The organism is Mesorhizobium sp. 1M-11 (assembly GCF_001303895.1).
Taxonomy (GTDB): domain Bacteria; phylum Pseudomonadota; class Alphaproteobacteria; order Rhizobiales; family Rhizobiaceae; genus Mesorhizobium.
In genome coordinates this window covers 32900-55142 of the sequence record NZ_LJSD01000033.1, presented here as the reverse complement: position 1 = coordinate 55142, position 22243 = coordinate 32900, and the positions used below count along the sequence as shown (strand labels likewise).

Sequence of the window (22243 nt, the reverse complement as noted above, 5' to 3'; positions counted from 1 at the left end):
GATCCGCTCGGCCTCATGCCGTGGCTCCCCGTCACGTTCAAGCGAGTTTGAAGTCCTCGAAGCAGGGCTCGCCATTGGGTTTGAGGGCCGCCGCCACGCTCTTGCGATGCATCACGCCGGTGACTTCGTGGGTGAGGAAGACATAGCAGCCGCTCTCTTCCATCAGGTCCTGCATTTTCTTGTACATGACGTCGCGCTTGGCCGGATCGAGTTCCACCTTGCCTGCGACGACCAGCTTGTCGAACTCCTCGCTACTGAACTGCTCCCAATTCCATACGCCGATCTGGCTACGCGTGTACCACTCGGTGGCCCAGCTCGGGTCGGGTTGCATCGAGAAGCGCGACAGCACCATCTGGAGCTTCTTGGAATAGGGATTTTCCTTGGAGCCGAGTGTCCAGAACGTGCCGCTGTCGTTCTGTTTGATTTCGACATTGATGCCGATGTCCTGCAGGTTGGCCTGTACGACCTGCGCGGCGGACAGGCGTTCTGCCTTGTTGAGGATATCGAGCGTGACGGTGACGCCGCTCGCGCCGGCCTTGTCGACCAGTTCGCGTGCCTTGTCAGGATCATAGTCGAAGAGGTTCTTCTCCCGATGGCCGATTAGGCCCGGCGCGATGATGCCGGTGGAGGTGTCGGCAGCGCCGAAATAGGCCGCATCCACCACGGCCTTGCGGTCGACGCCGTATTGAATGGCGCGGCGCAGGTCGGGATTGTCGAAAGGCGCCGCGGTCTGGTTCATGCCGAGCCAGACGAAGGCAAGCGAAGGTTTTTGGACCACAGCGGTGTTTGCCGGCGGCGTTTCCTTCAGCCGCTTGATCGACGACACCGAAGTCCAGGTATAGTCGAGATCGCCTGCCTCGTAGCCGAGCTCGGCGGTCTTCTCATCCTCGATTGGAAGGATATGGATTTCGTCGTAGCTGCCTTGCTCGTATTTCCAGTCCGGGTTGCGCACGAGCACGGTGCGCTGCTTGGGCGACCATTCCTTCAACAGATAAGGCCCGGACTGCGCGACGGGCTTTACGCCCAGCTTGCCGCCTGCCTCCGTCACGGCGCGCTTGGACAGGATGGTGCTTGATGGCGTCGGCAATGTCGACGTCCATAGCGGCGCGAAGCCTTCCTTCAGGTGGATGATGCCCGAAAGCTTGTCCTTGACCTCGACCTCCTTGAGTGTTGCCCAGTCGCCGGCATAGGGTGACTTGTTGCTGGGATCCGCGATGCGTTCGATCGAGAATTTCACGTCCTCCGCGGTCAGCTGACCAAATCCGTCGGTGAAGCCGATATTGTCGCGGAGCTTGAAGGCAACGGTGAGCGGATCGAGCTGCTCGATCTTCTCTACCGCCATCGGCTTCCAACCCCAGTTGTCGCCTGGCGTGGCGACGACGAGGCTGGCGAAGATGACATTGGTGATGTCGCCTTCGGGCGCCGCGAGGCGGAAGGCCGGATCGAGTGTCTGGATGTCGCCGTAGGACCGCACTTTGAGAATAGAGCCGGCCGCTTGCGCGCGCTTGCCGGAATAGATCAGCGACGCAAGGCCGAGCGCCCCGGCGCCTGCCAGCAGGCCGCGGCGTGTCATGTCGATATTCGCGACTTTGGTCATGTTCTTCCCCTTCGTTTTATTGAGCGCTCTACGTCGCTTGTGGAAACATCGAGGTCTCCATCCGATAGCCTGCCCTGACTGTACACTTATGTCCAGCGGGAAAATGCGTCATGCGTCGCGAAACAGGAAGCCTGTTCCGCCTAAGCGCCGCCCGAGCGCGAGCGCCTGTGCCAGGGATTATTTCCAGACCTCTCGCGCAAGGCGCATGAAGTTGCCACCCATGACGCCGCGGACCGCTTGTTCCGGCTGGCCGCGGCGCAGCAGGACTTCGACCAGCTCCGCCATTTGGCCGGGCGAGGAATAGGTCGTCTCGCCTTCGGGATATTCGCTCTTTGGCCAGAAATGCGGATTGCTGGCGATGATGTCCTCGATGCCCTCGACCTCGACCGGAAATGCATAATCGAGACCGATGCCGACATGCGGCGGCCCGGCGAGATCGATCAGATATTCAATGTGGTCGGCCAGGCGTTCGGAATCGGTGCGCCCCTCGCCGAGGAAGCGATTGAGGCCAACGACGCCGATGATGCCGCCGGTGCCGGCGCAGGCTCTGATCTGATCGTCCGTGATGTTACGCCCGTGAGAGCACAGCGCCTTTGGATTGGAGTGCGAGAAGATGACCGGCCGGTCGCTATATTCCATCACCTCCATGGTCGTTCGATAGCCCGTATGGGTGACGTCGACAAACATGCCGAGGCGGTTCATCTCGTCGATCACCTGCCGGCCAAATGCCGTCAATCCCGCATCGGTGTCATGGCATCCGCCACCGGCGAGATTGTTGCGGTTATAGGCGAAGAGTATCTGACGCACGCCGAGGCGGTGGTAGAATTCGACCATTTCAATCCGGCCGTTCAGGGCGTTCATGCCTTCGATGTCGAAGGTGACCGCCAGCTTGCGCTGTGCCTTCGCGGCGAGGATGTCATCGGCTGACCCGACGAGCGCGTAGTCGTCGGGACGCGCCATTATCCAATGCCGGAAACAGGCGAGCGTGGCCACCGTCTGTTCCCAGGCAAGCAGATCGAACCCGACGTCGATGGAAAGGTAATCCACGCCTGCCTCGCGCCATATCCGCAGATTGTTCAGATCGGCAGCCGGGTCCGGCATGAAACCGGAGTGGGCGTCCCAGATGACTTCGCTGTCCAGGATCGATCGAATTTTGTCGTCAAGCTTCATCTGTTATGCCTGGATTTGTTGCGTTCCCTTCGCGATCTGCGCACTCCAGGCATGGCGGGTCAACCGTCGATCACGTCGTGGATGCCCGTGGCCCAACCTAATGTACACTGGTGTCTAGACAAAACGTAAGCTGTGGGTATGGTGCGTCCGTGATGCTTGCCCGGATGGCAACATCGGCCGGGCGTGCTGCTGGGAAGTCGCTATGGACAGGGTACGGAATTCGGGATCGATGAACGCGCAAGGCACTGGCCCGATGTCGGGCGATTTTCGATCTGCCGCGGAATTCGTGGAGTCGGAGAGCTTCTATTCCGCCCTTTTCGGCCTGCATGGCCACGTGTTTTCGGGCCGCTCCGCATGCCGTCACGTCTCGGCGGACACGCTGTTTTTCATCGGGCAGAGCTTCGAGGAGGATCTCAAGGTCGCACCGGTCAGTCGCCTCTATCAGCTTGCGCGCAGCGGAGCGCCCGAGCGGCTGAACGATGCCGAAACCAGGCAGATCCGGCTTGCGCCGGATGGTAGGGTTCTGGCACTGGCTCGCGTCGGCGACGAAGCGGGCTTAGACCGGATCGAGCTCTGGTCGGGTGGGGCGACCGTCGCCATGTCGGATGTCCCAGGCCGCATCGAACAGATCGACTGGTCGCCCGACGGCCGAAGACTGTTGCTTGTCGTTGCTGGCACGGGCGCGGATCTTGCCGGAATCCACGGCGGCTACGCGCAGAAGCAGAAGATGGAAGCGCCCACCTGGCTGCCCGAGGTCACCTGCGGAGCAGGCGAGGATCTTTGGCGCCGGATCTGGCTGTGGGACCTGAAAACCGCACCGGTGGCGCTGACATCGGCGCCGGTCAATGTTTGGGAGGCGAGTTGGTGCGGCGCGGACAGGATCGTTGCTGTGACCAGCGACGACCACGGCGAAGGCAGCTGGTATGCAGCACTGCTTTCGCTGATCGACGTGAAGTCGGGATCAACGACGCCGCTTTTCACCCCCTCCGACCAGATCGGCGTTCCCCGCGGTTCTCCCGATGGTTCCCGCGTCGCCTTCATCCAGGCGTTCTGCAGTGACCGGGGCCTCGTTGCTGGACAGCTGTCGATGTTCGATCTCGGCAGCCGCGAACTCACGACCGTTCTCACCAATGCGATCGACGTCACGTCGATCGAATGGCGCGACGGCGTCAACTTGCATCTGGCGGGGATACGCGCCCACGAAACCGTCGTCGCGGATTACGACACTTCTGCCTTGTCGCTGACAGAGCATTGGTCGTCCACCGAACTGAGCTGCGGCGAGTGGGCACCGTCTAGCATGCCGGTCGGAGCCTCCGACGCGATCTTGATCGCCGAGGCCTATGATCGCGCTCCGTTTCTGGCCGAGATCGTTGAGGGGGAGTTGCTGGAGATCAGCTCATTCTCCGCGCCCGACGCGCAATCCAGGATGTCCGGGTGCGGGAAGGCCGAGCCGTTTTCCTGGAGGGCGCCGGATGACCTCGAAATTCAGGGATGGATCGTACGCCCATCGGAGGCGGACGGGACGACGCCACTCCTGGTCGATATCCATGGCGGGCCGATCTCGTCCCATCGCAACCGCTGGATGGCCCGCACGCGCGCCGCTCCGCTGCTGGTCTCTCGCGGCTGGACGATCTTCTTCCCCAATCCGAGGGGCAGCACCGGACGTGGCGATGCCTTTTCCCGTGCCGTGCAGGGCGATATGGGCGGCGCAGATGCCGACGACATACTGAGCGGAATCGACGCCCTGGTGGAAAAAGGCCTGGTCGATTCCGACCGCGTTGCCTTAACCGGCACCAGCTATGGCGGTTTCATGTCCGCCTGGCTTCCGACGCGCAGCGATCGTTTCGCTGCAGCCATCCCGATCTCTCCGGTGGGCGATTGGTACAGTCAGCATCGCACGACACAAATCCCGGAATTCGACGTGCTCATGCTCGAATCCTCGCCTTGGGAAGAGGGCGGTGCCTATTTCAAGCGCAGCCCCGCCTTCTACCGGCAGCTCAACAAGGTGCCGACGCTGGTCATGGCTGGCGGCATCGACAAGAGCACGCCACCCGGACAGGCGCAGGAGTGCCATTTCGCGGCCCTGCGCTCGGGCTCCCCCAGTGTGCTTGCGATCTATCCGAACGCCGGACATAGCCTGCGCAGCTACCCCGAATATATCGACACGGCTGCCCGCATCGTCCGGTGGCTCGATACCTATGTCAGCGGTCCTTCGACCGCAAAGATTTAAGGAGGAAAAGAAATGCCGGCAGCAGCAGACAACAAGCATATCGTGGTCGTGGGTGGTGGCATCATCGGATGCTCCACCGCTTATCACCTGCTTCAATCCGGCGTGAAGAAAGTAACGCTTCTGGAAGCGAATGAGACCGGTTCGGCCACCACCAGTGCCGGTGCCGGCTTCGTCTCGCATTGGTCTGCCGGCATGTTTCCGGTCGGCGAGGAAGGGCTCAGACTCCAGCAATACGGTCTCGACTTCTACCGCATGCTGCATGAACTGGGCACCGAGATCGGCTATCGGCCGAACGGAACATTGATCATGGCGCTCACGCCGCAGGGGCGCGAGGATTTCGTCAACCCGGTCCTTAACTCGCCCTATGCGCCGAAGGAGATGCAGGACCTGAACGCTGGCCAGATCGGCGAGAAAATGGGCGGGTTGATCGATCCCGCCAAAGTTCATTCCGGCGCCTACAATCCGCATGGCATCCAGCTCGACACCAAGCTCGCACTCGGCGCGCTGGTGAAGGAAATCGAGCGGCTCGGCGGTGTCGTGCGCAATAGGACAAGGGTTCGCAAGATCGATGACGCCGGCGGCAAGGTTACGTTGGAAACCGGCGGCGAGACTATCGAGGCCGACGGCGTGGTCGTGGCGGCGGGCGCCTGGAACAACGAGATCCTCGCCGGCCTGGACTGGCGCCTGCCCCTGTTGCGGGTGTTGGCCACGCGCGTGGTCACCGACAACCGCGGCTTGCCTTCGACGCTGCCGACCGTGCAATGCCGCGAGCTGCGCCTTTGGCTGCGCGAGACCTTCGGTGCGATCATGTGGGGCACTGGCAGCCACTACATCCCGCTGCACCGCCTGGAGGAGACTGAACTCGAGCCCGGCCAGCCGCACAATGGCGAGCTGATGCAGTCCATGGTCGATCATCAGATGGCAAGGCTGCAGGAGGTCTTTCCGCCGTTGCGCGATTCGAAGATCGCCAGTTGGTCGCAGGGCGTTCCTTGCTACACGCCGGACCTGGGATTGATGGTGGGGCATGTGCCAGGCCATGCGAATATCGTCGTTGTCGGCGGCGACAATGAAACCGGAGTTAGCCATGGACCGGGACTCGGCAGGCTCGCCACGGAAATCCTGTTGGACGCCCCGCGCTTCGTCGATCCCAGACGGTTCAGGATCGAACGCTACGCGAGGGAGGTCTTTCCAACCGAACAGGATGTCGAAGCGGCAATGCCTGCGTGGAGCACTCGCGAAGGCAGTGTGCGCTTCTCGGCCGCGGCCGAATAAAGAGCGGAGTTCAGTGTGGCGTAACGCTGTCGAGCAGCGCCTGCGCCACCTTCTGCTCCGTTGATGTCGTCTTTTTGCGGGTGACGAGGTAGAAGGCGTCGGCATGGCGGCGTGACGTCCTGGTCAGTCGGACCAGCTGCCCCAGCCTCAGCTGATCCTCGATGAAGCCCGCCCAGGCGAGCGCCGCGCCGCGGCCGGCTATCGCCTCGTGCATCATCGGAAGGTAGCTTGAAAACGTAGGCCCCGGCAGGCTCTGCGTCGTGCCGATCCAGGATCGCCAGTTGTCGATCGCATCCTGCGGGGCCGCTAGATGCAGCAGTGGCACGTCGAGGAAGGCTGCAGGATCTTCCGACGCCAGTGCCGGATAGCGTTCGAGGAAAATTGGAGAGCAGACGGGGAACCACTCCCCGTCGAAGAGTTTGCGGGCGACGAGGCCCGGCCAAAGCTCGGGGCGTCCGAAACGTATCGAAATGGCCACTTCCGGCCGACTGTAGTCATCGGCATTGCTCGACGTGAGCAGCGTGACGCGGCCATGGGTGACATGGGAGGTCACCAGATCGAACCGCGGCATCAGCCAGGATTGGACGAGATCGTAGCCGCTTGCGATGACGAAGGAGTCGTGACCGGCCTCCTGCAGGCGGCTGATGGTATCCCGGATCGTGCCCAATCCGTCGCGGATCGCCTCGGCAAGCGTGGCGCCGTTCTCGGTCAATGAGACGCGGTTGCCCTTGCGCGTCAGCAGGTCCAGTGACAGGCGTTCTTCCAGATTGGCGATGTGACGCGACACGGCCGACTGCGCGATAGCGAGCTCCTCTGCCGCGGCGGTCAGGTTGCCGCGCCGCGCGGTTGCCTCGAACGCGACCATCGCGTTGAGCAAGGGGAGGGAGGCTTTGAGGGTTTTCATGATTCAGTCGGCAGGTATTCTATGACTTTTTGAGATGGAAGTGTATCAAATTCATGGTTGATGACGGGGAGATTTCGCTGCAACTCTAATAAAAAGGCATTAACCAGTAGCGGAGGCCATCCATGCATGCAAACGACAGGACCCTGTCCGAAATCGATCGCGCCCGCGTCGTCAAACTGATCGACGAACATCGCAAGGACTGGTCGCTGCAGCAGGCTTTCTATCTTGATCCGGACATCTTTGCGCTTGAACGCGAGCTGTGGTTTCCCCGCCAATGGACCATCGTTGCCCATGCCAGCGAGGTGCCGGAGAAAGGCAGCCACATCATCCGTCAGCTGTTTGACGAGGAAATCATCGTCGCCCGCTACGGCGACGGTGAAAACGACATTGCAGCCTACCACAATGTCTGCACACATCGCGGCTCGCGCCTCTGTCTCAAGGATGGCCGCAGCAGGCTGCTGGTATGCCCCTATCATGCCTGGGGCTTCCGCCTGACTGGGGAATTGCAGACGAGGCGCGACCTGCCCGAAGGCGTCAACGGCGACGACCTCGGACTGCACAAGGTCCCGACGAAGGTGATCGGCGGCCTCGTGATGTGCGGCCTCGAGGCCGACAGCCTGCCGGATATCGAGCCGGCAGCGGCCGGATTGACCGACCTACTGCGCGAAAACGGGGTGGCGAACGCCCGCATCGTGGCGCGCAAGAGCTATCTCACCAAGGCGAATTGGAAGCTGGTCCTGGAGAATTTCCTGGAGTGCTACCATTGCCGGCCGGCGCACCCCGAGTACTTCCGCGTCAACGGTCATGTGAAAGTGACCGCGATGCGCGATGAATATAACGCCGCCGAATGGAAGCAGGAGATCGATGCCTGGCACAGCGTCATCGGCGACGCCGAGTTCCACAAAGGCGTCTGGGAACCGGGGGACCTGGATACGATGCCCTTCGCCATGCATCGCAAGCCGATCGGTTCGGGACGTCTCACCTTGTCCGACGACGGTCTGCCCGTCTCGTGCCTGATGGGCGGGCGCGACAAGTATGACGGTGGCGAGAACGGCTTCCGGATCGGCAGGCTCTCATTCCTGAGCGCGCCCAATGATTATCTGACGATGTTCCAGATGGTCCCGCGCAATGCCAATGAGACCGACGTGATCCTGACATGGCTGGTCGACAAGGACGCCGACACGGCCGTCGACGCCGACAGGATTTCCTGGATGTGGGACGTAACCACCGTCCAGGACAAGAAGATTACCGAAGACAATGCCGAGGGCATCGCCTCGCGGGCCTATCGTCCCGGACCCTACACGCCGCTGGAGTCTCAGACTGCCTTCTTTGTCGAGACTTATCTGTCGCAACTGCGTGCATTGATCACCGGCCAACGCGACGACCGGCAGGAGGGATGGGCGCCGCCCGCGCAGCTCTTTGCATCCGCGAAAGTAGCGTGCGACACGCGAAGGCTGCAGGCCGCGCCTATCGCACAGCCACTGTCAGATTGACCTATGACGGACATCGCGCGCACTCCAACGTCGGAGTCGATAAGACAGCCAACCAGGGTTTTCGGAAAAACCGAACGAATACGCCGGTACCACGAACGGCATTGAGCACTGCACGACCAAGGCCAACATCCTTGGAGCAACCCCGGTCGAAAGGATGAGCCAGGCCGACTTTCAGGAGAGATCTCCTTCCTTTGTTTCGGGGCATTGCCGGGAACAGCCGGATGATCATTCGTGTTTCGGTGCTGCCGCTCCGAAGTTGCGTCCGCCATATCGCCGAACGCGGATGCGTGCCGCGCGTTGTGTCGACAGGGTATGGGTGGTGCCGGTGACTTTGTCGCCATAGGCGAGGTTGGTGCGTGGCCCCAGGAAGAGCGCGCCATCCGATCAAGAAAGAAATCGGGATCGGCGGTCATTCTTCTCAAACAGGCGTCGCTAGTTTCCGTGATCGGCTCGGGGGAGCTTCTGCGCGCATGGTCTTCAGGGCCGATTCGACCAAGTCCAATCAGATTTTCTGCGTTGCTCTTGGCAGCAATTCGCGTGTTGTTCGCGCCGAGAACTTTGCAATTACTTGGGATTTTGAACCTGTGGCCCCTACGGTCCGGTCGGAATTGCGCGCAGGTTGACAACATTGGAATTGTTGCAACATGCTGACCGCTTTTTGAGAGGGAGCATATCATGACCGTTTCGATCAGCCGTCGTGCTTTTGCCGTCGGTGCGGCTGCAGCAGGATTCGCGGTGGCGGGCCTCTTGCCGGCACGCGCGCAGCAAGCCTTTTTCCGTATCGGCACCGGTGGCACTTCGGGCACCTATTACCCTGTGGGCGGACTGATCGCCAATTCGATCTCGGCGACAGGACCGGCGGGGGTCGAAGGCCTGGTCGCTACCGCTACATCCTCCAATGGTTCGGTGGCCAACATCAGCGCCATCCAATCGGGAGCATCCGAATCCGGTTTCACGCAATCCGACGTCGCTTACTGGGCCCATTCGGGCACAGGGCTCTACGAGGGCAAGCCAAAGGTAGAGGATCTGCGGCTGATCGCGACACTGTATCCCGAGACTATCCATCTGGTGGCGCGCGCGGATGCTGGCATCAAGACGGTCGCGGATCTCAAGGGCAAGCGCGTTTCTCTCGACGAACCGGGTTCCGGCACCATCGTCGATGCTCGTCTGGTGCTCACAGCCTACGGGCTGACGGAAAAGGACGTAAAGCCTGAATACCTTAAGCCCGGCCCGGCCGGCGAGCGGCTGCAGGATGGCGCGCTCGACGCCTATTTCTTCGTCGGAGGCTATCCGACCGGCGCCATTGTCGAACTCGCCAGCACCAACAACATAACGCTGGTGCCGATCTCCGGGGCGGAAGCCGACAAGCTTCTGGCCGAACAGAAGTTCTTCTCCACTGACACCGTGCCGGCCAACACCTACAAGAATGTCGGCGAAACCAAGACCATATCGGTCGCCGCCCAATGGGTGACCAGTGCCAAGCAGCCTGACGATCTTGTCTACAAGATCGTCAAGTCTCTCTACAGCGATGAAACCCAGAAGGCGCTGCAGGCAGGCCATGCCAAGGGCAAGCTCATCACGCTCCAGAACGCGGTCACCAGCGCCGGCATCCCATTCCATCCGGGAGCGGAGAAATTCTACAAGGAGGTCGGAGCCCTGAAATAACAGGTCCCTGGACCGGCTGACGACAATGGCGGGAGGCGAGCCTTCCGCCTCTTTTGTCTGGGAATTCAAGATACGGAACCGGATATGAACGACCAAGACGGCGACAGGATCAAACTTTCCGGCATGGAGTTCGATGAGGAGAAGGCGCGCGAGCTGGAGGAGAAATTCGACTCCGAGATCCGCTTCCGGCCGTTGACCTCTGCCGCCGGCTGGCTTGTCGGCTTCCTTCTGGTAGCGCTATCGCTGTTCCACTACTATACCGCCGGCTTCGGTCTGTTGCAGGAGATGCTGCATCGGGGCATCCACCTTTCGATGGTCCTGGCGCTGGTCTTCCTCGTCTTCCCCCTGGTGAAGAAGGGATATGACAAGCCGGCTCAGTCCAGCCTGCTGCGGCCGTTCGGTATACCGGTTTTCGACTGGCTGCTGGCCATCGCCGCAATAGTGGCGGTCATGCATGTACCGTTGATCCCGCTCGACGATCTCGCCTTCCGCGTCGGCAATCCCACGACGCTTGACGTGGTGCTCGGCCTAATCCTTATCCTGCTGTTGCTGGAGGCGACGCGGCGATCCGTCGGCATTCCGCTGCCTGTCATTGCAATCATTTTCATGGCCTATGCGTTGTTCGGGCCGTACATGCCGAGCATCCTGGTGCATCCAGGTGCCTCCGTCTCACAACTCGTCGATCACCTTTATCTTACGACGCAGGGCATCTACGGCATCGCGCTTGGCGTTGTTGCCACATACGTTTTCCATTTCGTGCTGTTCGGCGTCTTCGCCACCCGCATAGGCCTTGGTCAGCTCTTCCTCGACTGTGCCGCATGGGTTGCTGGCCGCTACGCCGGCGGTCCCGCCAAAGTGTCGATCTTCGGCTCCGCTCTGTTCGGCATGATTTCCGGTTCGTCGGTCGCCAACACCGTCACTGTCGGCTCGCTGACCATTCCGGCCATGATCCGCCTTGGCTACAAGAAGCACTTCGCAGCAGCCGTGGAAGCGGCTTCCTCCACCGGTGGGCAGGTGACGCCACCGATCATGGGAGCTGCTGCCTTCCTGATGATCGAATTCCTCGAACTGCCTTATACAACCATCATCCTTGCGGCGATCGTGCCGGCGTTCATGCACTTCTTCGGCGTGTTCATGCAGGTGCATTTCGAGGCCAAGCGCACCGGACTGCGAGGACTGCGGCCGGACGAGATGCCAGACGTCGTGGAAGCGCTGAAGCGCGACTGGCCGACGATCATCCCACTTGTCGTCCTGATCGGGGTCCTGCTTTCGGGCTATACGCCCTATCTCGCCGCTTTCTGGGGCATAACCATGTGCATTGCCGTCGGCTTGCTCAATCCGCGCCGGCGCATGTCGATCGCCGATATCGTGATGTGTCTGCGCGATGGCGCCAAATATGCGTTGGCCGTCGGCGCGGCGGCCGCCACTGTCGGCATCGTCGTCGGCATCGTCACTCTGACCGGCGTGGGTTTCAAATTGTCCTACATCGTCACGGCGACTGCAGGGCATCTGTCACTTCTGTTCGGCAGCTTCATTCCCGAAATGATCTTCTCGGCACAAGGCCTGACCTTGCTGTTCACCTTGATCATGACCGGTGTCGTTTGCATCCTTATGGGCTGCGGCATCCCGACAACGGCGAACTACATCATCATGGTCACTATTGCCGCTCCGGCACTGGTGATGCTCGGGGTCGAGCCGATCGTCGCCCATTTCTTCGTATTCTATTACGGGCTCCTGGCCGACATCACCCCGCCAGTGGCGCTTGCTGCCTACGCGGCCGCAGGCATGGCGGGGTCGGACCCTTTCAAGACCGGCAACACCGCTTTCCGGCTGGGGCTTGGCAAAGCATTGGTGCCCTTCGTGTTCGTCTTTTCGCCGTCCTTGCTCCTGGTGACAAAGGATTTTACCTGGCCGAACTTCTTCCTGGCCTTTTTCGGCTGCATACTCGGTATCACCTGCCTGGGAGCCGCCCTCTCGCGCTACCTTTTGGTGCGCACGAAGCCGTGGGAGAATGTGCTGCTGGTGCTTGCCGCGCTTCTTCTGGTGGCGCCTGAACTTTATTCGTCGCTACTCGGCCTCGCTCTGGTCGCTCCCGTCGCGCTACGGCACTGGAGCGCATACCGAACCGGGGAGGCGCAGCCCGCCTGACCGCTTTATCGAAAAAGACACTCGCGAAGCCCTGGGCTGATGGTCGGCACCTGCCAGCGGCATCACGGAAAGCCGTTGCGCGGAATGGAGATCTTTTTTGTTTCAGCGCAAGCCAGTCCATTCACGATCGGTAAACCATCGGAACCGATCTTGCTCGACATGGCTGAACTGATTCCCTTCCCACTCCATTCGCGCGCGGCACTGGTCCGGTCGATCACTGATGATCTGGAAGACGTCCACGGTCCAGCCGCCAACGTGTTCTGGCAGCAACGCATGGCCGGCATCGTCGCCACGCTACGCTCGGATGGTGTCGCCGAAGATGCGATCCGAAGGGAAATCTTCGCGCTTCAGCTCGCTGTTCAAGCCGAGTTGCAGAGACGCGCTTATTCCACGGCTGCGATGTAGCCGCCAAGCCGCAATTGGGGGCTGGGCTCAACCGTCATTTCTCTGCATGTCTCGACCCGGCAAGACTATCTTGGTCGATGCCAATTGATCCGGGGTGAGGCTCAGCCAGTTTCTCTTACCGCTCCAGGCAGATGGCCACGCCCTGGCCGCCACCAATGCACAGGGAGGCCAAGCCTCTGCGGGCGCCGCGATGGATCATCTCGTGAAGCAGCGTCACTACAATGCGGCAGCCGGAGCCGGCCAGCGGATGGCCGAGTGCGATCGCCCCGCCGCTCATATTGATGACGCTCTCGTCCCAGCCCATCTCGCGATTGACTGCGATGGCTTGCGCGGCGAAGGCTTCATTGATCTCCATCACGTCGAGGTCGGACGAACGCCAGCCAGCCTTCTCGAGCGCTAATCGCGAGGCTGTGACCGGGCCCAACCCCATATCCATCGGCTCGACACCTGCCGAAGCGTAGGAGGCGATGCGGGCGAGAGGCTTCAGCCCGAGTTCATTCATCCGAGCTTCCGACATCACCAGTACCGCGGCAGCGCCGTCATTGAGGCCTGATGAATTGCCGGCCGTGATCGTCCCCTCCGGATCGAAAACAGGCTTCAGCCGGCTCAGTCCCTCGATTGTGGTGGCGGGGTTGGGATGCTCGTCGCGGTCCACGACGACATCGCCTTGCCTTGTCTTGATCGAGACAGGGATGATCTCGTCGTCGAATCTTCGATACCGGACGGCAGCGCCTGTTTTCTCCTGCGAGCGCAAGGCGAAACGATCCTGTTCCTCGCGCGTGATCTGATAGCGCCGCGCCAGCGACTCGACCGTCACGCCCATGTGGACCTGATGGAAGGCGTCCCATAGCCCGTCCGTGATCATCGAATCCTTGACCGTTTGGTCCCCCATGCGGACGCCGCCGCGCATGCCTGAAATGAAATGCGGCGCCGACGTCATCGAGTCCTGCCCGCCGGCGACGATGCAGTCGGCATCGCCGCAGCAAATGGCCTGGGCGGCGAGATGGATCGACTTCTGGCCGGCGCCGCAGACCTTGTTCACGGTCATGGCTGGTACGCTGACCGGCAGGCCAGCCTTGAGCGCAGCCTGCCGGGCCGGATTCTGCCCGGCGCCGCCGGTCAGAACCTGCCCCATGATCACCTCGCTGACGACAGCGGATTCGAGCTGAAGCCCGCTGAGCATCCCTTGCAGCAATTGCCCGCCGAGCTCGGCTGCCGATAACCCTGAGAAGGCGCCGTTGAGCTTGCCGATCGGGGTGCGCTTGGCCGCGACGATATGGATTCCTTCTTTCATAACTTCTCCCGAAACAGGCGACGATGGCGCATCGCATCCTGATCCGCCGGCGCTTGACATTCTGGTTATAACCAATAATCTAGATGTGATCAGCAGGCAAGATGGCGGCTTCGGCCCGCCTGCGCTCCGGGAGGAAAAATCATGTCGTCTGTGCTTTGGGCGCCGGCTTCGGCCGCGTTCGAAACGTCGAATCTTGCGCGCTTCGCGCTCCGGAACGGTGTCGATCCCCATGACTACGACACGCTGCACCGCTGGTCGGTCGCAGACCCCGGTCCGTTCTGGCGCGGCGTATGGGATTTCACGGAAGTCGTCGGCGATCCCGGCCAGCGATCCTTTGAACGCAGCGACGCAGCGCCGATGACGGGCAGTTCCTTCTTTCCCGATGCATCCGTGAACCTGGCTGAAAACCTGTTGCGTGGCGCTATGGATTCGATCGCTGTCGTGGAAACCGACGAGAGCGGTCATTTCCGCACCATCACGCGTTCCGAGCTGCGCAGGCTTGTCGCCAGGACCGCCGCGGGCCTGCGCGCGGCCGGCATCGGCAAGGGAGACTGTGTCGGCGGCATCCTTCCCAATCGGGTCGAAGCGCTGGTGGCGTTGCTCGCCACGCTCTCGATCGGAGCGATCTGGTCGTCCTGCTCACCGGATTTCGGCGTCTCCGCGATCGTCGATCGGCTGGGGCAGATCAGCGCGAAGGTGCTTTTCGTGGCACCCCGCTACCGATATGCCGGCAAGGAGCATGACATCGCCGAAAGGCTGGTCGAGATCACCGCCGCAATGCCGACCGTCCGCACTCTCGTGCTGACCGGGGCAGGGCGCCTTACCCCGAAAAACGGAGTGGAAACCGTCAATTTCGAGGACTTCGGCAGCGAGGCTGCCCTGTCCTTCGAGCGTGTGCCGTTCAGCCATCCCGCCTACGTGCTCTACACCTCGGGCACCACAGGAGCGCCAAAGGCAATCGTCCATAGCGGCGGCGGCGTGCTGCTGCAGCACCTGAAGGAACACGTGCTGCATGGTGACGTGCGGCCTGGTGACGTCATGAGCTGGTACACCAACACGGCATGGATGATGTACCACTGGCTGATCTCTGGGCTCGCCTGTGGCGCAGCGGTGCTGCTCTACGACGGCGCCCCCGTCCTCAAGACTGCCGGTGGACTTGATCCGAGTCCGCTGTGGAAGATGGCCGAGAAAGCCGGTGTCACCCATTTCGGCACCAGCCCGAAATACCTGTCGACGCTTGCGGGCGAAAACTATTCGCCAGCGCAACTCCATGATCTCTCCTCGCTGCGATGGCTGCTTTCGGCAGGTGCGCCGGTGTCGCCCAACCAGTTCGACTGGGTCTACGACCATGTAAAAAGGGACATGATCTTTGCCTCGATCTCGGGCGGTACCGAGATCATCGGCTGTTTCATGCTTGGTTCGCCGATCCATGCCGTACGCCGGGGCGAACTCACCGCTAAGGGCCTCGGTCTCGCCGTTGGCGTGATGGACGAACGCAATGCTCCCCTGATCGGCAGGCAGGGCGATCTGGTCTGCACGGAGCCGTTCCCCTCGATGCCGCTGACGTTCTGGGGAGAAGGGGGCAGGGAACGCTATCACGCCACCTATTTCGCAGCCCGTCCTGAAATCTGGACGCATGGCGACGTGGCCGAGATGACGGTGCATGGGTCGGCCGTCATTCACGGTCGTTCGGACACCACCTTGAAACCCGGCGGGGTGCGTATCGGCATCGCGGAGATTTACGCCGCCTGCGAGACCTTCGCCGAGATAGAGGACTGCCTGGTTTTCGGTGTGTCGGTCGAGGGCGACGAGGAGATCGTGCTCTGCGTGAAGCTGGGCGACGGCCTCACCCTGACGCCCGAACTTGCGGTGCAGCTTCGCCGCCGTATCCGCGCGGACGCTTCGCCACGCCACGTGCCACATCGCATCCACGCCGTGCAAGCCATTCCCTATACGTTGAACGGCAAAAGGGTGGAGGGGGCGGCACGCCTGACGGTGGAGGGCAAGCCGGTCAGGAACATGGCTTCGCTCGCCGATCCCGCCTGCCTGGATGAGTACCGCTCGCTTGATCGGAGTAAGGCCGCATGAGGCGCAGCAACGGTGCAATCGCCGGCATCGGCGAACTGAAGCCGCAGCGCCTTACTGCAGGTGTGACGACACTCGAGATGATCGCCGAGGTTTCGCGCCTCGCGGTGCTCGACGCGGGATTGGAACCCGGCGAGATCGACGGGCTGCTGGTGGGACCGCAGGTGGGCGAGACGCCCCAGCATGTTCCGGCGACGATCGCTGAATATCTCGGCTTGATGCCGACCATGGCCAATGTGGTCGATCTCGGCGGAGCTTCCGGCGCCGGCATGGTCTGGCGCGCGGCGGCGGCCATTCAGGCGGGCATGTGCGAAGCCGTGCTGTGCGTGCTTGCCAACAATCGCGAGGAGGTTCCGCCGCGATCCCCCAACCGCAATCCGATCCGCGAATTCGATGTGCCGTTCGGAGCCTCGGGCGCCAACATCTCCTATGCGCTGCTGATGCAGGCGCATATGGCCCGCTATGGGTCGAAGGCGGAGGACTTCGCGGCAATTGCCGCCGCTGCCAGAGCAAACGCGCAGCTCAATCCCGACGCCATATTCCACGGCAAACCCGCTGGTGTCGAAGCGGTGCTGGCCTCGCCGATGATTGCCTCTCCCCTGCACCTGCTTGAAATCGTCATGCCGGTCGCCGGCGGCGAGGCGGTCGTCGTGGTATCGGCCGAGCGTGCTCGCTCGCTTCCCAGGTCTCCGGTGCATCTGCTGGGTGCCGGCGAGAAGGTGACGCACCGCGCGGTGAGCCAGGCTCCGTGTCTCACCTCCGGCCCGTTGAAGAGCGCCATGGCGCGGGCCTTCGCGCAATCGGGAACGACAGCCGGCGAGATGAGCCTGCTGTCGCTCTATGACTGCTATACGATCATGGTCGCTACGACGATCGAGGACGCCGGCATTTGCGCGCCGGGTCAGTTCGGCTCCTGGCTGCGCGATCACGATCTTTCTCATCAAGGCGACAAGCCGCTGAACACCCATGGCGGCCAGCTGGGCTTCGGCCAGCCCGACCTTGCCGGCGGCATGACGCATGTCGTCGAGGCCGTCCGGCAACTGCGTGGCGAGGCCGGCGCCCGTCAGATCGAAAATGCGAGGCTCGCCCTGGTGACGGGCAACGGCGCGACAATGAGCGAGGCGACGGCCCTGGTGCTGGGAGCATCCTGATGGATCTGGACACGCTGAACATCGCAGGCCCGACGATCACCACGCTGACGGCGCCGTTCTGGGATGCGGCTTCCAGGGGACGGCTGTGTATCCAGCGCTGCGAGGCGTGCGACAAGGCCGTCTTTTATCCGCGCCCGATATGCCCGCATTGCTGGAGCCGACGTCTTGTTTGGCGCGATGCGTCCGGCAAGGGTCGATTGAAATCATTCTCGCTCGTCCACAAGCCCGGCCATGCCGGATGGGTTCCTGCGGCCCCTTACCTTGTCGGCCTGGTCGAACTCGACGAAGGGCCGACGATGCTGAGCTTCATCCTGACCGGTGCTCGCGCACCTGAAGTGGGTGACCCGTTGTTGCTTGCGCCAACGCAAATCGGCGGGCGCATGCTGCCGGCCTTCAAGATCGATCCGAACCAGAGGAGAAATGTGGGATGAGCACCGAAACCAAGGATGGCTGGGCGGGTGTCGTGAAAGGCCGCCCGGTAGTCGGCGCATTCGCAGAGCGCAAACGCCGCACGCGCATGGGCGACATCGAGGCCTTCACCGAGATGACCGGCGACCGCAATCCCCTGCATTACGATCGCGAGCTGGCCGAGAAGTCGGTGTTCGGCAAGCTCATCGTTCAGGGCGGCGTCACTTCCGGCATCCTGAATGCCCTCGTTGCCGAAGACTTACCGGGGCCTGGAACGGTGTTCCTGGAAGTGGCCTGGAAATTCGTGAAAGCGGTCGGCGTTGATGAAGAGATCACCGGCCGCGTCGAGATCAAGGAGGTGCGCCCCGACAAGCCGATCTGCAAGATCGAGACCAGTGTGCGCAACGAACAGGGCGAGCTGTGCCTGACCGGCACCGCCACGGTCTTCACCGTTCCGCTGCAACGCCCTTGACATCGGGGGCACAAAGCGAGGTCACGAATACCGGGAACCGCTGGCGTGTTCTGACGCTGCTGTGCCTGGCGGTCGTGCTCTCGCTCACGACATGGTTTTCGGCGACGGCGATATTGCCCGAGCTGAGGCAGGAACTTGCCTTGAGCGCGGGCGCCGAAGCCTGGCTGACCAACGGGGTTCAGATCGGCTTCGTGATCGGAGCGCTGACGGCAAGCCTGGTCAATCTGCCCGATCTGGTGCGACTAAACCGGCTGATGGCTGCCGCCGCTGCGTCAGCGGCTGCAGCCAATGCTATGTTGCTACTCGATCCCGGCCCGACCGGTGTCGTCATCGCGCGCGTCGTCACCGGATTTGCACTTGCCGGGGTCTATCCGCCCGCGCTGAAGTTGGTTGCCACCTGGTTCGTGCGCGACAGGGGATTGGCTCTCGGCGCCGTCATAGGTGCGCTAACCATCGGTTCTGCATTTCCGCACCTTTTTCGCGCGGTGCTGACTGCCCTCGACTGGCGTCCGGTGGTCATGATGGCGAGCGTGACGACAGCTGTCGGCGCGCTGCTTTTCCTGCTGTTTGCGAAAGAGGGCCCATATCCGTTCGGCAGGGCGGTGTTCGAGCCTTCGCGGATCGGAGAGGTTTTTCGCGACCGCTCTCTGCTGCTCGCCAATCTCGGCTATCTTGGGCACATGTGGGAACTCTATGCCATGTGGGCATGGCTGCTTGCCTACACACGCGCCGCCCTCGATGCGCAAGCCGCCGATGTGACAACGCTTGCGTCCTTGCTAACGTTCATCGCGATCGCTTGCGGCATTTTTGGATGTCTGTTGGGGGGCTATCTGTCGGATCGTATCGGCCGCACGGCCACGACCGCCGGCATGATGGTCGTTTCGGGCGGCTGCGCCTTGCTGATCGGCTTCCTGTTTGCCGGGCCTCTATGGCTCTTCATACTGCTGGCGGTCGTCTGGGGGATCTCGGTGATCGGCGATTCAGCGCAGTTCTCCGCCGCGGTCACCGAACTCAGCGACAGCCGCTTCGTTGGTACGGCTCTTTCCGTTCAGCTCGGTCTGGGTTTTGCGCTCACGGTCGTGGCGATCTGGATCGTTCCGCATTTTGCGGAATGGATCGGTGGCTGGCGCTGGGCCTTCCTGCTGCTTGTGCCGGGACCTGTCCTGGGTGCCGTTGCCATGCTCGGGTTGCGGAAGTTGCCGGAGAGCGTGAAAATGGCAGGCGGCCTACGCTAGAGCGTTTCCGTTTTTCACGGAAATGCGGAAACGCTCTAACTCTTTGTTTTTACGCAATTCCGGACGGAAAACCGCTGCGCACTTTTCCTGGAATTGCTCTAAAATGGTCCGCCGCGAGTCGCGGCGTGACTGCCCGAAAAGATTGATGATCGATGGAACAAATGACCAGAACGCGCGGACGGCCCCGTTACGATCAGGAGGACGCCGCAGCCGCGGAAGCCTTCCGTTCCATAGGCTCGAAGGTTCATCTCGATCGAGACGAGGCTGCGCCGCTCTGGGTCCAGTTGCGTAATCAGGTCGAAGAAGCGATCAACACCGGCGTGCTCGCCGCCAATTCGCGCATTCCCTCGGAGCAGGCCCTTTGCGACTTCTTCGGCGTATCGCGTCCCGTCGTGCGTGCGGCAATCGGATCACTGTCCAGCGAAGGGCGCATCATCAAGATGCCGCGCAAGGGCATGTTCGTTGCAGCAGCCCGGGACCATGTCGACTTCATGACCGCCAATCTCGGCGTGTTCGACGATCTGACGGCGAAAGGTCACAAGGTCTCCACCCGAACGATGGAGATCTACCGCTGTCCGCCGAACGAAAAGGAATCGAGCGTCTTTGGCATTCCGTCGAGTGGCAGCGTCGTGCGGATAAGCCGTATCTACATGACGGACGGTGCGCCGATCACCATGACGCGCATCAGCCTGCCGGGCCACAAGGTGCCGGGCCTGGAGGATGTCCTTGGCGAGAACCAGTCGGTTTTCGGAACAATCCGCGAATTGTTCGGGCTGACCGTGAAACGTGCCGATCGCTGGTTGCGGGCGGCACTGCCGACCAAGGAGGAAGCCGAGCAGATGGGCGTGGCGGTGAACACTCCGCTGATTGCCATTGAATCGGTAGCCTATGACGCCGAGGGCGCTGCGCTCGAATATTACGAAGCCTTCTACAACTCCTCCGTCGCCAGGATACACATGGCGGTCGAGCAGCCCTCCTCGACGGTGAACGGATTGGATCGGACCTGATCCCTGAATATTTTTCTTTTCTGGTTATAACCAGATTGACGGAGCGTTGAAGCTCATATAACGTCGCCATTGTGGGTCGGGAGGAGCCGGCCCGGAGGATTTTCAGGATCGATGCATGTGCGGCGTCGCCTTCCGGCGGCGAGGGCAGGTGTTTGCCTGCGCGCTGCTGCGATCCGGTGGAGGAGTTTTCATGGACTATCGATCGCAGTTCGACCTGACGGGCGAGGTGGCTGTCGTCACTGGCGGTGCCAGCGGCATCGGGTTCGAGGCTGCCATGGCGCTTGGCACCTGTGGCGCCCAGGTCGTTCTGCTCGACCTGAATTCTGACGCCCTCGATGTCGCGGTTGAAAAACTGAAATCCGCTGGCGTCGGTCATGTCGAACGCAGCGAGCTCGACGTTACTGACGCCAAGGCCGTCGAAGCGATGGCCGCCGAGCTTGCCGAACGCTTCGGGCACATCGACATCCTGGTCAACAGCGCCGGCATAGCCCGCCTCAACACGGCACTCGACACGCCCGACGAGGAGTGGCGACTGGTGATGGATGTCAACGTCAACGGCGTTTACTGGGCCTCGCGCGCTTTCGGTCGCGTCATGGTCGCTCAGGGCAAGGGATCGATCGTCAATCTCGGCTCCATGTCGGGCCTGATCGTCAACCGTCCGCAGACCGCTCCTTCCTACATGGTCAGCAAGGGTGCCGTGCACATGATGACCAAGGCCCTGGCGGTGGAATGGGCGAAGTCCGGCGTGCGGGTGAATGCGCTGGCCCCCGGCTATGTGGGCACGGACATGACGCTGAAGATGCGCGAGCGGCCAGAGCTGTTCAATGTCTGGCTGGACATGACGCCGATGGGCCGCCTCGGCGAACCGCAGGAGATCGCCTCGGCCGTTCTATTCCTCGCATCACCGGCATCCAGCTATGTGACGGGCGCGATCCTTTCGATCGACGGCGGCTACACGGCCTGGTGACGGGCAACAAAAATTGGAAGATCACATGACCGCTACGGAAACCGAGCAGCGCCAGGCCATCATCGACGCCTGCCTCAAGATGAATGCGCTCGGCATAAACCAGGGCACGTCGGGCAACGTCAGCCTGCGCCACGAAGACGGCATGCTGATTTCGCCGACCAGCACGCCCTACGAACAGCTTGCGCCGGAGGATATCGTTTTCATGGCCTGGGACGGGGTGGTCGACGGCCGCCTGCAGCCGTCGAGCGAATGGCGTTTCCACCTCGATATCTTCAAGGCACGTCCTGAAGTGAACGCGGTCGTCCATGCGCATCCCAACTACTGCACGACGATCGCGATCATGGGAAAGAAGATACCCGCGATCCACTACATGATCGCGGTGGCGGGCGGCAGCGACATACGCTGTGCCCCTTACGCGACCTTCGGTACCGCCGAGCTTTCGGCCAATGCCGTGCGGGCGCTGCAGGACCGCAAGGCCTGCCTGCTTGAGCATCATGGCATGATCGCCACCGGCACCAGCCTGGACAAGGCCATGTGGCTGGCGGTCGAGGTTGAAGCGTTGGCGCGGCAATACCATGGCTGCCTTCAGATCGGCGAGCCGCCGCTGCTTTCCGAGGAGGAGATCGAGAACGTCATCAAACGCATGGCCACCTATGGCCATCGCGACAAGGCTGACGCCGCGTAAGCGGCTGACAGAATGCCGGCGAATTCGCCGGCAAACCCTTCAGAGAAAATTCTGA

General features: G+C 61.9%; 18 protein-coding genes and 1 pseudogene. 14 read left to right on the top strand and 5 right to left on the bottom strand.

Going from position 1 to position 22243, the window contains the following annotated elements; all coding sequences use genetic code 11:
• Nucleotides 1-37: 37 nt before the first annotated feature.
• Together AO692_RS13935 and AO692_RS13930 are read right to left on the bottom strand one after the other, a co-directional pair.
• The gene (locus AO692_RS13935) at nucleotides 38-1597 is read right to left on the bottom strand and encodes an ABC transporter substrate-binding protein (RefSeq protein ID WP_054310655.1); all 1560 of its coding nucleotides are present in this window, start codon (nucleotides 1595-1597) and stop codon (nucleotides 38-40) included.
• A 177-nt stretch (nucleotides 1598-1774) separates the two neighbouring features.
• Nucleotides 1775-2767 (bottom strand): membrane dipeptidase, encoded by a 993-nt coding sequence (locus AO692_RS13930; protein ID WP_054310654.1) that lies wholly within the window; start codon nucleotides 2765-2767, stop codon nucleotides 1775-1777.
• A gap of 202 nt (nucleotides 2768-2969) precedes the next feature.
• Between AO692_RS13930 and AO692_RS13925 the strand changes: the two genes are divergently transcribed.
• Together AO692_RS13925 and AO692_RS13920 are read left to right on the top strand one after the other, a co-directional pair.
• Complete coding sequence (locus AO692_RS13925) at nucleotides 2970-4997, top strand: prolyl oligopeptidase family serine peptidase (protein WP_082407368.1); 2028 nt, start codon at nucleotides 2970-2972, stop codon at nucleotides 4995-4997.
• Nucleotides 4998-5009: 12 nt separating this feature from the next.
• Complete coding sequence (locus AO692_RS13920; protein ID WP_054310652.1) at nucleotides 5010-6269, top strand: FAD-binding oxidoreductase; 1260 nt, start codon at nucleotides 5010-5012, stop codon at nucleotides 6267-6269.
• A 10-nt stretch (nucleotides 6270-6279) separates the two neighbouring features.
• On the opposite strand, the gene AO692_RS13915 is transcribed toward AO692_RS13920, so the two are convergent.
• Nucleotides 6280-7173, bottom strand: coding sequence for a LysR family transcriptional regulator (locus tag AO692_RS13915; RefSeq protein WP_082407367.1), 894 nt, complete (start codon nucleotides 7171-7173; stop codon nucleotides 6280-6282).
• A 122-nt stretch (nucleotides 7174-7295) separates the two neighbouring features.
• Here AO692_RS13915 and AO692_RS13910 point away from each other — a divergent pair, with 122 nt between their 5' ends.
• The gene (locus AO692_RS13910) at nucleotides 7296-8666 is read left to right on the top strand and encodes an aromatic ring-hydroxylating dioxygenase subunit alpha (RefSeq protein WP_054310650.1); all 1371 of its coding nucleotides are present in this window, start codon (nucleotides 7296-7298) and stop codon (nucleotides 8664-8666) included.
• A 225-nt stretch (nucleotides 8667-8891) separates the two neighbouring features.
• Here the strand turns inward: AO692_RS13910 and AO692_RS33690 are convergent.
• Nucleotides 8892-9088, bottom strand: a pseudogene (locus AO692_RS33690) (hypothetical protein); the annotation flags it as partial.
• A gap of 253 nt (nucleotides 9089-9341) precedes the next feature.
• On the opposite strand from AO692_RS33690, the gene AO692_RS13905 reads away from it, so the two are divergent.
• From AO692_RS13905 to AO692_RS13895, 3 genes are all read left to right on the top strand, one after another.
• Nucleotides 9342-10331 carry a TAXI family TRAP transporter solute-binding subunit gene (locus AO692_RS13905; RefSeq protein ID WP_054310649.1) on the top strand — a complete coding sequence of 330 codons (990 nt, stop codon included), beginning with the start codon at nucleotides 9342-9344 and terminating at the stop codon, nucleotides 10329-10331.
• Nucleotides 10332-10415: 84 nt separating this feature from the next.
• Nucleotides 10416-12479 (top strand): TRAP transporter permease, encoded by a 2064-nt coding sequence (locus AO692_RS13900; RefSeq protein ID WP_054310648.1) that lies wholly within the window; start codon nucleotides 10416-10418, stop codon nucleotides 12477-12479.
• A 39-nt stretch (nucleotides 12480-12518) separates the two neighbouring features.
• Entirely contained in the window at nucleotides 12519-12884 is a 366-nt protein-coding gene (locus AO692_RS13895) for a DUF6074 family protein (RefSeq protein WP_054310647.1), read from the top strand.
• A gap of 115 nt (nucleotides 12885-12999) precedes the next feature.
• Here the strand turns inward: AO692_RS13895 and AO692_RS13890 are convergent, their stop codons facing one another.
• A complete protein-coding gene (locus AO692_RS13890; protein WP_054310646.1) occupies nucleotides 13000-14178 on the bottom strand; it encodes an acetyl-CoA C-acetyltransferase in 1179 nt (392 codons plus the stop codon).
• A gap of 141 nt (nucleotides 14179-14319) precedes the next feature.
• Between AO692_RS13890 and AO692_RS13885 the strand changes: the two genes are divergently transcribed.
• The 8 genes from AO692_RS13885 to AO692_RS13850 all read left to right on the top strand — a co-directional run bounded on the left by AO692_RS13885 (nucleotide 14320) and on the right by AO692_RS13850 (nucleotide 22188).
• Entirely contained in the window at nucleotides 14320-16266 is a 1947-nt protein-coding gene (locus AO692_RS13885) for an acetoacetate--CoA ligase (protein WP_054310645.1), read from the top strand.
• Nucleotides 16263-17414: a thiolase family protein gene (locus AO692_RS13880; RefSeq protein WP_054310644.1), complete on the top strand. Its 1152-nt coding sequence runs from the start codon at nucleotides 16263-16265 to the stop codon at nucleotides 17412-17414. The genes AO692_RS13885 and AO692_RS13880 overlap by 4 nt, the downstream gene beginning before the upstream one ends.
• Nucleotides 17414-17845, top strand: a complete 432-nt coding sequence (locus AO692_RS13875; RefSeq protein ID WP_244483362.1) for an OB-fold domain-containing protein — start codon at nucleotides 17414-17416, stop codon at nucleotides 17843-17845. Before AO692_RS13880 ends, AO692_RS13875 begins: the two co-directional genes overlap by 1 nt.
• Nucleotides 17842-18294 carry a MaoC family dehydratase gene (locus tag AO692_RS13870; protein ID WP_054310643.1) on the top strand — a complete coding sequence of 151 codons (453 nt, stop codon included), beginning with the start codon at nucleotides 17842-17844 and terminating at the stop codon, nucleotides 18292-18294. The genes AO692_RS13875 and AO692_RS13870 overlap by 4 nt, the downstream gene beginning before the upstream one ends.
• Entirely contained in the window at nucleotides 18291-19529 is a 1239-nt protein-coding gene (locus AO692_RS13865) for an MFS transporter (protein WP_054310642.1), read from the top strand. The genes AO692_RS13870 and AO692_RS13865 overlap by 4 nt, the downstream gene beginning before the upstream one ends.
• Before the next feature lie 161 nt (nucleotides 19530-19690).
• The gene (locus AO692_RS13860) at nucleotides 19691-20536 is read left to right on the top strand and encodes a GntR family transcriptional regulator (RefSeq protein WP_082407365.1); all 846 of its coding nucleotides are present in this window, start codon (nucleotides 19691-19693) and stop codon (nucleotides 20534-20536) included.
• Nucleotides 20537-20726: 190 nt separating this feature from the next.
• Nucleotides 20727-21503 carry an SDR family oxidoreductase gene (locus tag AO692_RS13855; RefSeq protein ID WP_054310640.1) on the top strand — a complete coding sequence of 259 codons (777 nt, stop codon included), beginning with the start codon at nucleotides 20727-20729 and terminating at the stop codon, nucleotides 21501-21503.
• 25 nt (nucleotides 21504-21528) lie between these two features.
• Nucleotides 21529-22188 (top strand): L-fuculose-phosphate aldolase, encoded by a 660-nt coding sequence (locus tag AO692_RS13850; RefSeq protein ID WP_054310639.1) that lies wholly within the window; start codon nucleotides 21529-21531, stop codon nucleotides 22186-22188.
• Nucleotides 22189-22243: the final 55 nt, after the last annotated feature.

Coding starts and splice junctions, on each gene's coding strand:
- AO692_RS13920 (WP_054310652.1), top strand. CDS start 5,010: ATGCCGGCAGCAGCAGACAACAAGCATATCGTGGTCGTGGGTGGTGGC.
- AO692_RS13860 (WP_082407365.1), top strand. CDS start 19,691: ATGACCAGAACGCGCGGACGGCCCCGTTACGATCAGGAGGACGCCGCA.
- AO692_RS13885 (WP_054310645.1), top strand. CDS start 14,320: ATGTCGTCTGTGCTTTGGGCGCCGGCTTCGGCCGCGTTCGAAACGTCG.
- AO692_RS13930 (WP_054310654.1), bottom strand. CDS start 2,767: ATGAAGCTTGACGACAAAATTCGATCGATCCTGGACAGCGAAGTCATC.
- AO692_RS13890 (WP_054310646.1), bottom strand. CDS start 14,178: ATGAAAGAAGGAATCCATATCGTCGCGGCCAAGCGCACCCCGATCGGC.
- AO692_RS13910 (WP_054310650.1), top strand. CDS start 7,296: ATGCATGCAAACGACAGGACCCTGTCCGAAATCGATCGCGCCCGCGTC.
- AO692_RS13880 (WP_054310644.1), top strand. CDS start 16,263: ATGAGGCGCAGCAACGGTGCAATCGCCGGCATCGGCGAACTGAAGCCG.
- AO692_RS13935 (WP_054310655.1), bottom strand. CDS start 1,597: ATGACCAAAGTCGCGAATATCGACATGACACGCCGCGGCCTGCTGGCA.
- AO692_RS13870 (WP_054310643.1), top strand. CDS start 17,842: ATGAGCACCGAAACCAAGGATGGCTGGGCGGGTGTCGTGAAAGGCCGC.
- AO692_RS13850 (WP_054310639.1), top strand. CDS start 21,529: ATGACCGCTACGGAAACCGAGCAGCGCCAGGCCATCATCGACGCCTGC.
- AO692_RS13855 (WP_054310640.1), top strand. CDS start 20,727: ATGGACTATCGATCGCAGTTCGACCTGACGGGCGAGGTGGCTGTCGTC.
- AO692_RS13900 (WP_054310648.1), top strand. CDS start 10,416: ATGAACGACCAAGACGGCGACAGGATCAAACTTTCCGGCATGGAGTTC.
- AO692_RS13925 (WP_082407368.1), top strand. CDS start 2,970: ATGGACAGGGTACGGAATTCGGGATCGATGAACGCGCAAGGCACTGGC.
- AO692_RS13915 (WP_082407367.1), bottom strand. CDS start 7,173: ATGAAAACCCTCAAAGCCTCCCTCCCCTTGCTCAACGCGATGGTCGCG.
- AO692_RS13905 (WP_054310649.1), top strand. CDS start 9,342: ATGACCGTTTCGATCAGCCGTCGTGCTTTTGCCGTCGGTGCGGCTGCA.
- AO692_RS13895 (WP_054310647.1), top strand. CDS start 12,519: ATGGTCGGCACCTGCCAGCGGCATCACGGAAAGCCGTTGCGCGGAATG.
- AO692_RS13875 (WP_244483362.1), top strand. CDS start 17,414: ATGGATCTGGACACGCTGAACATCGCAGGCCCGACGATCACCACGCTG.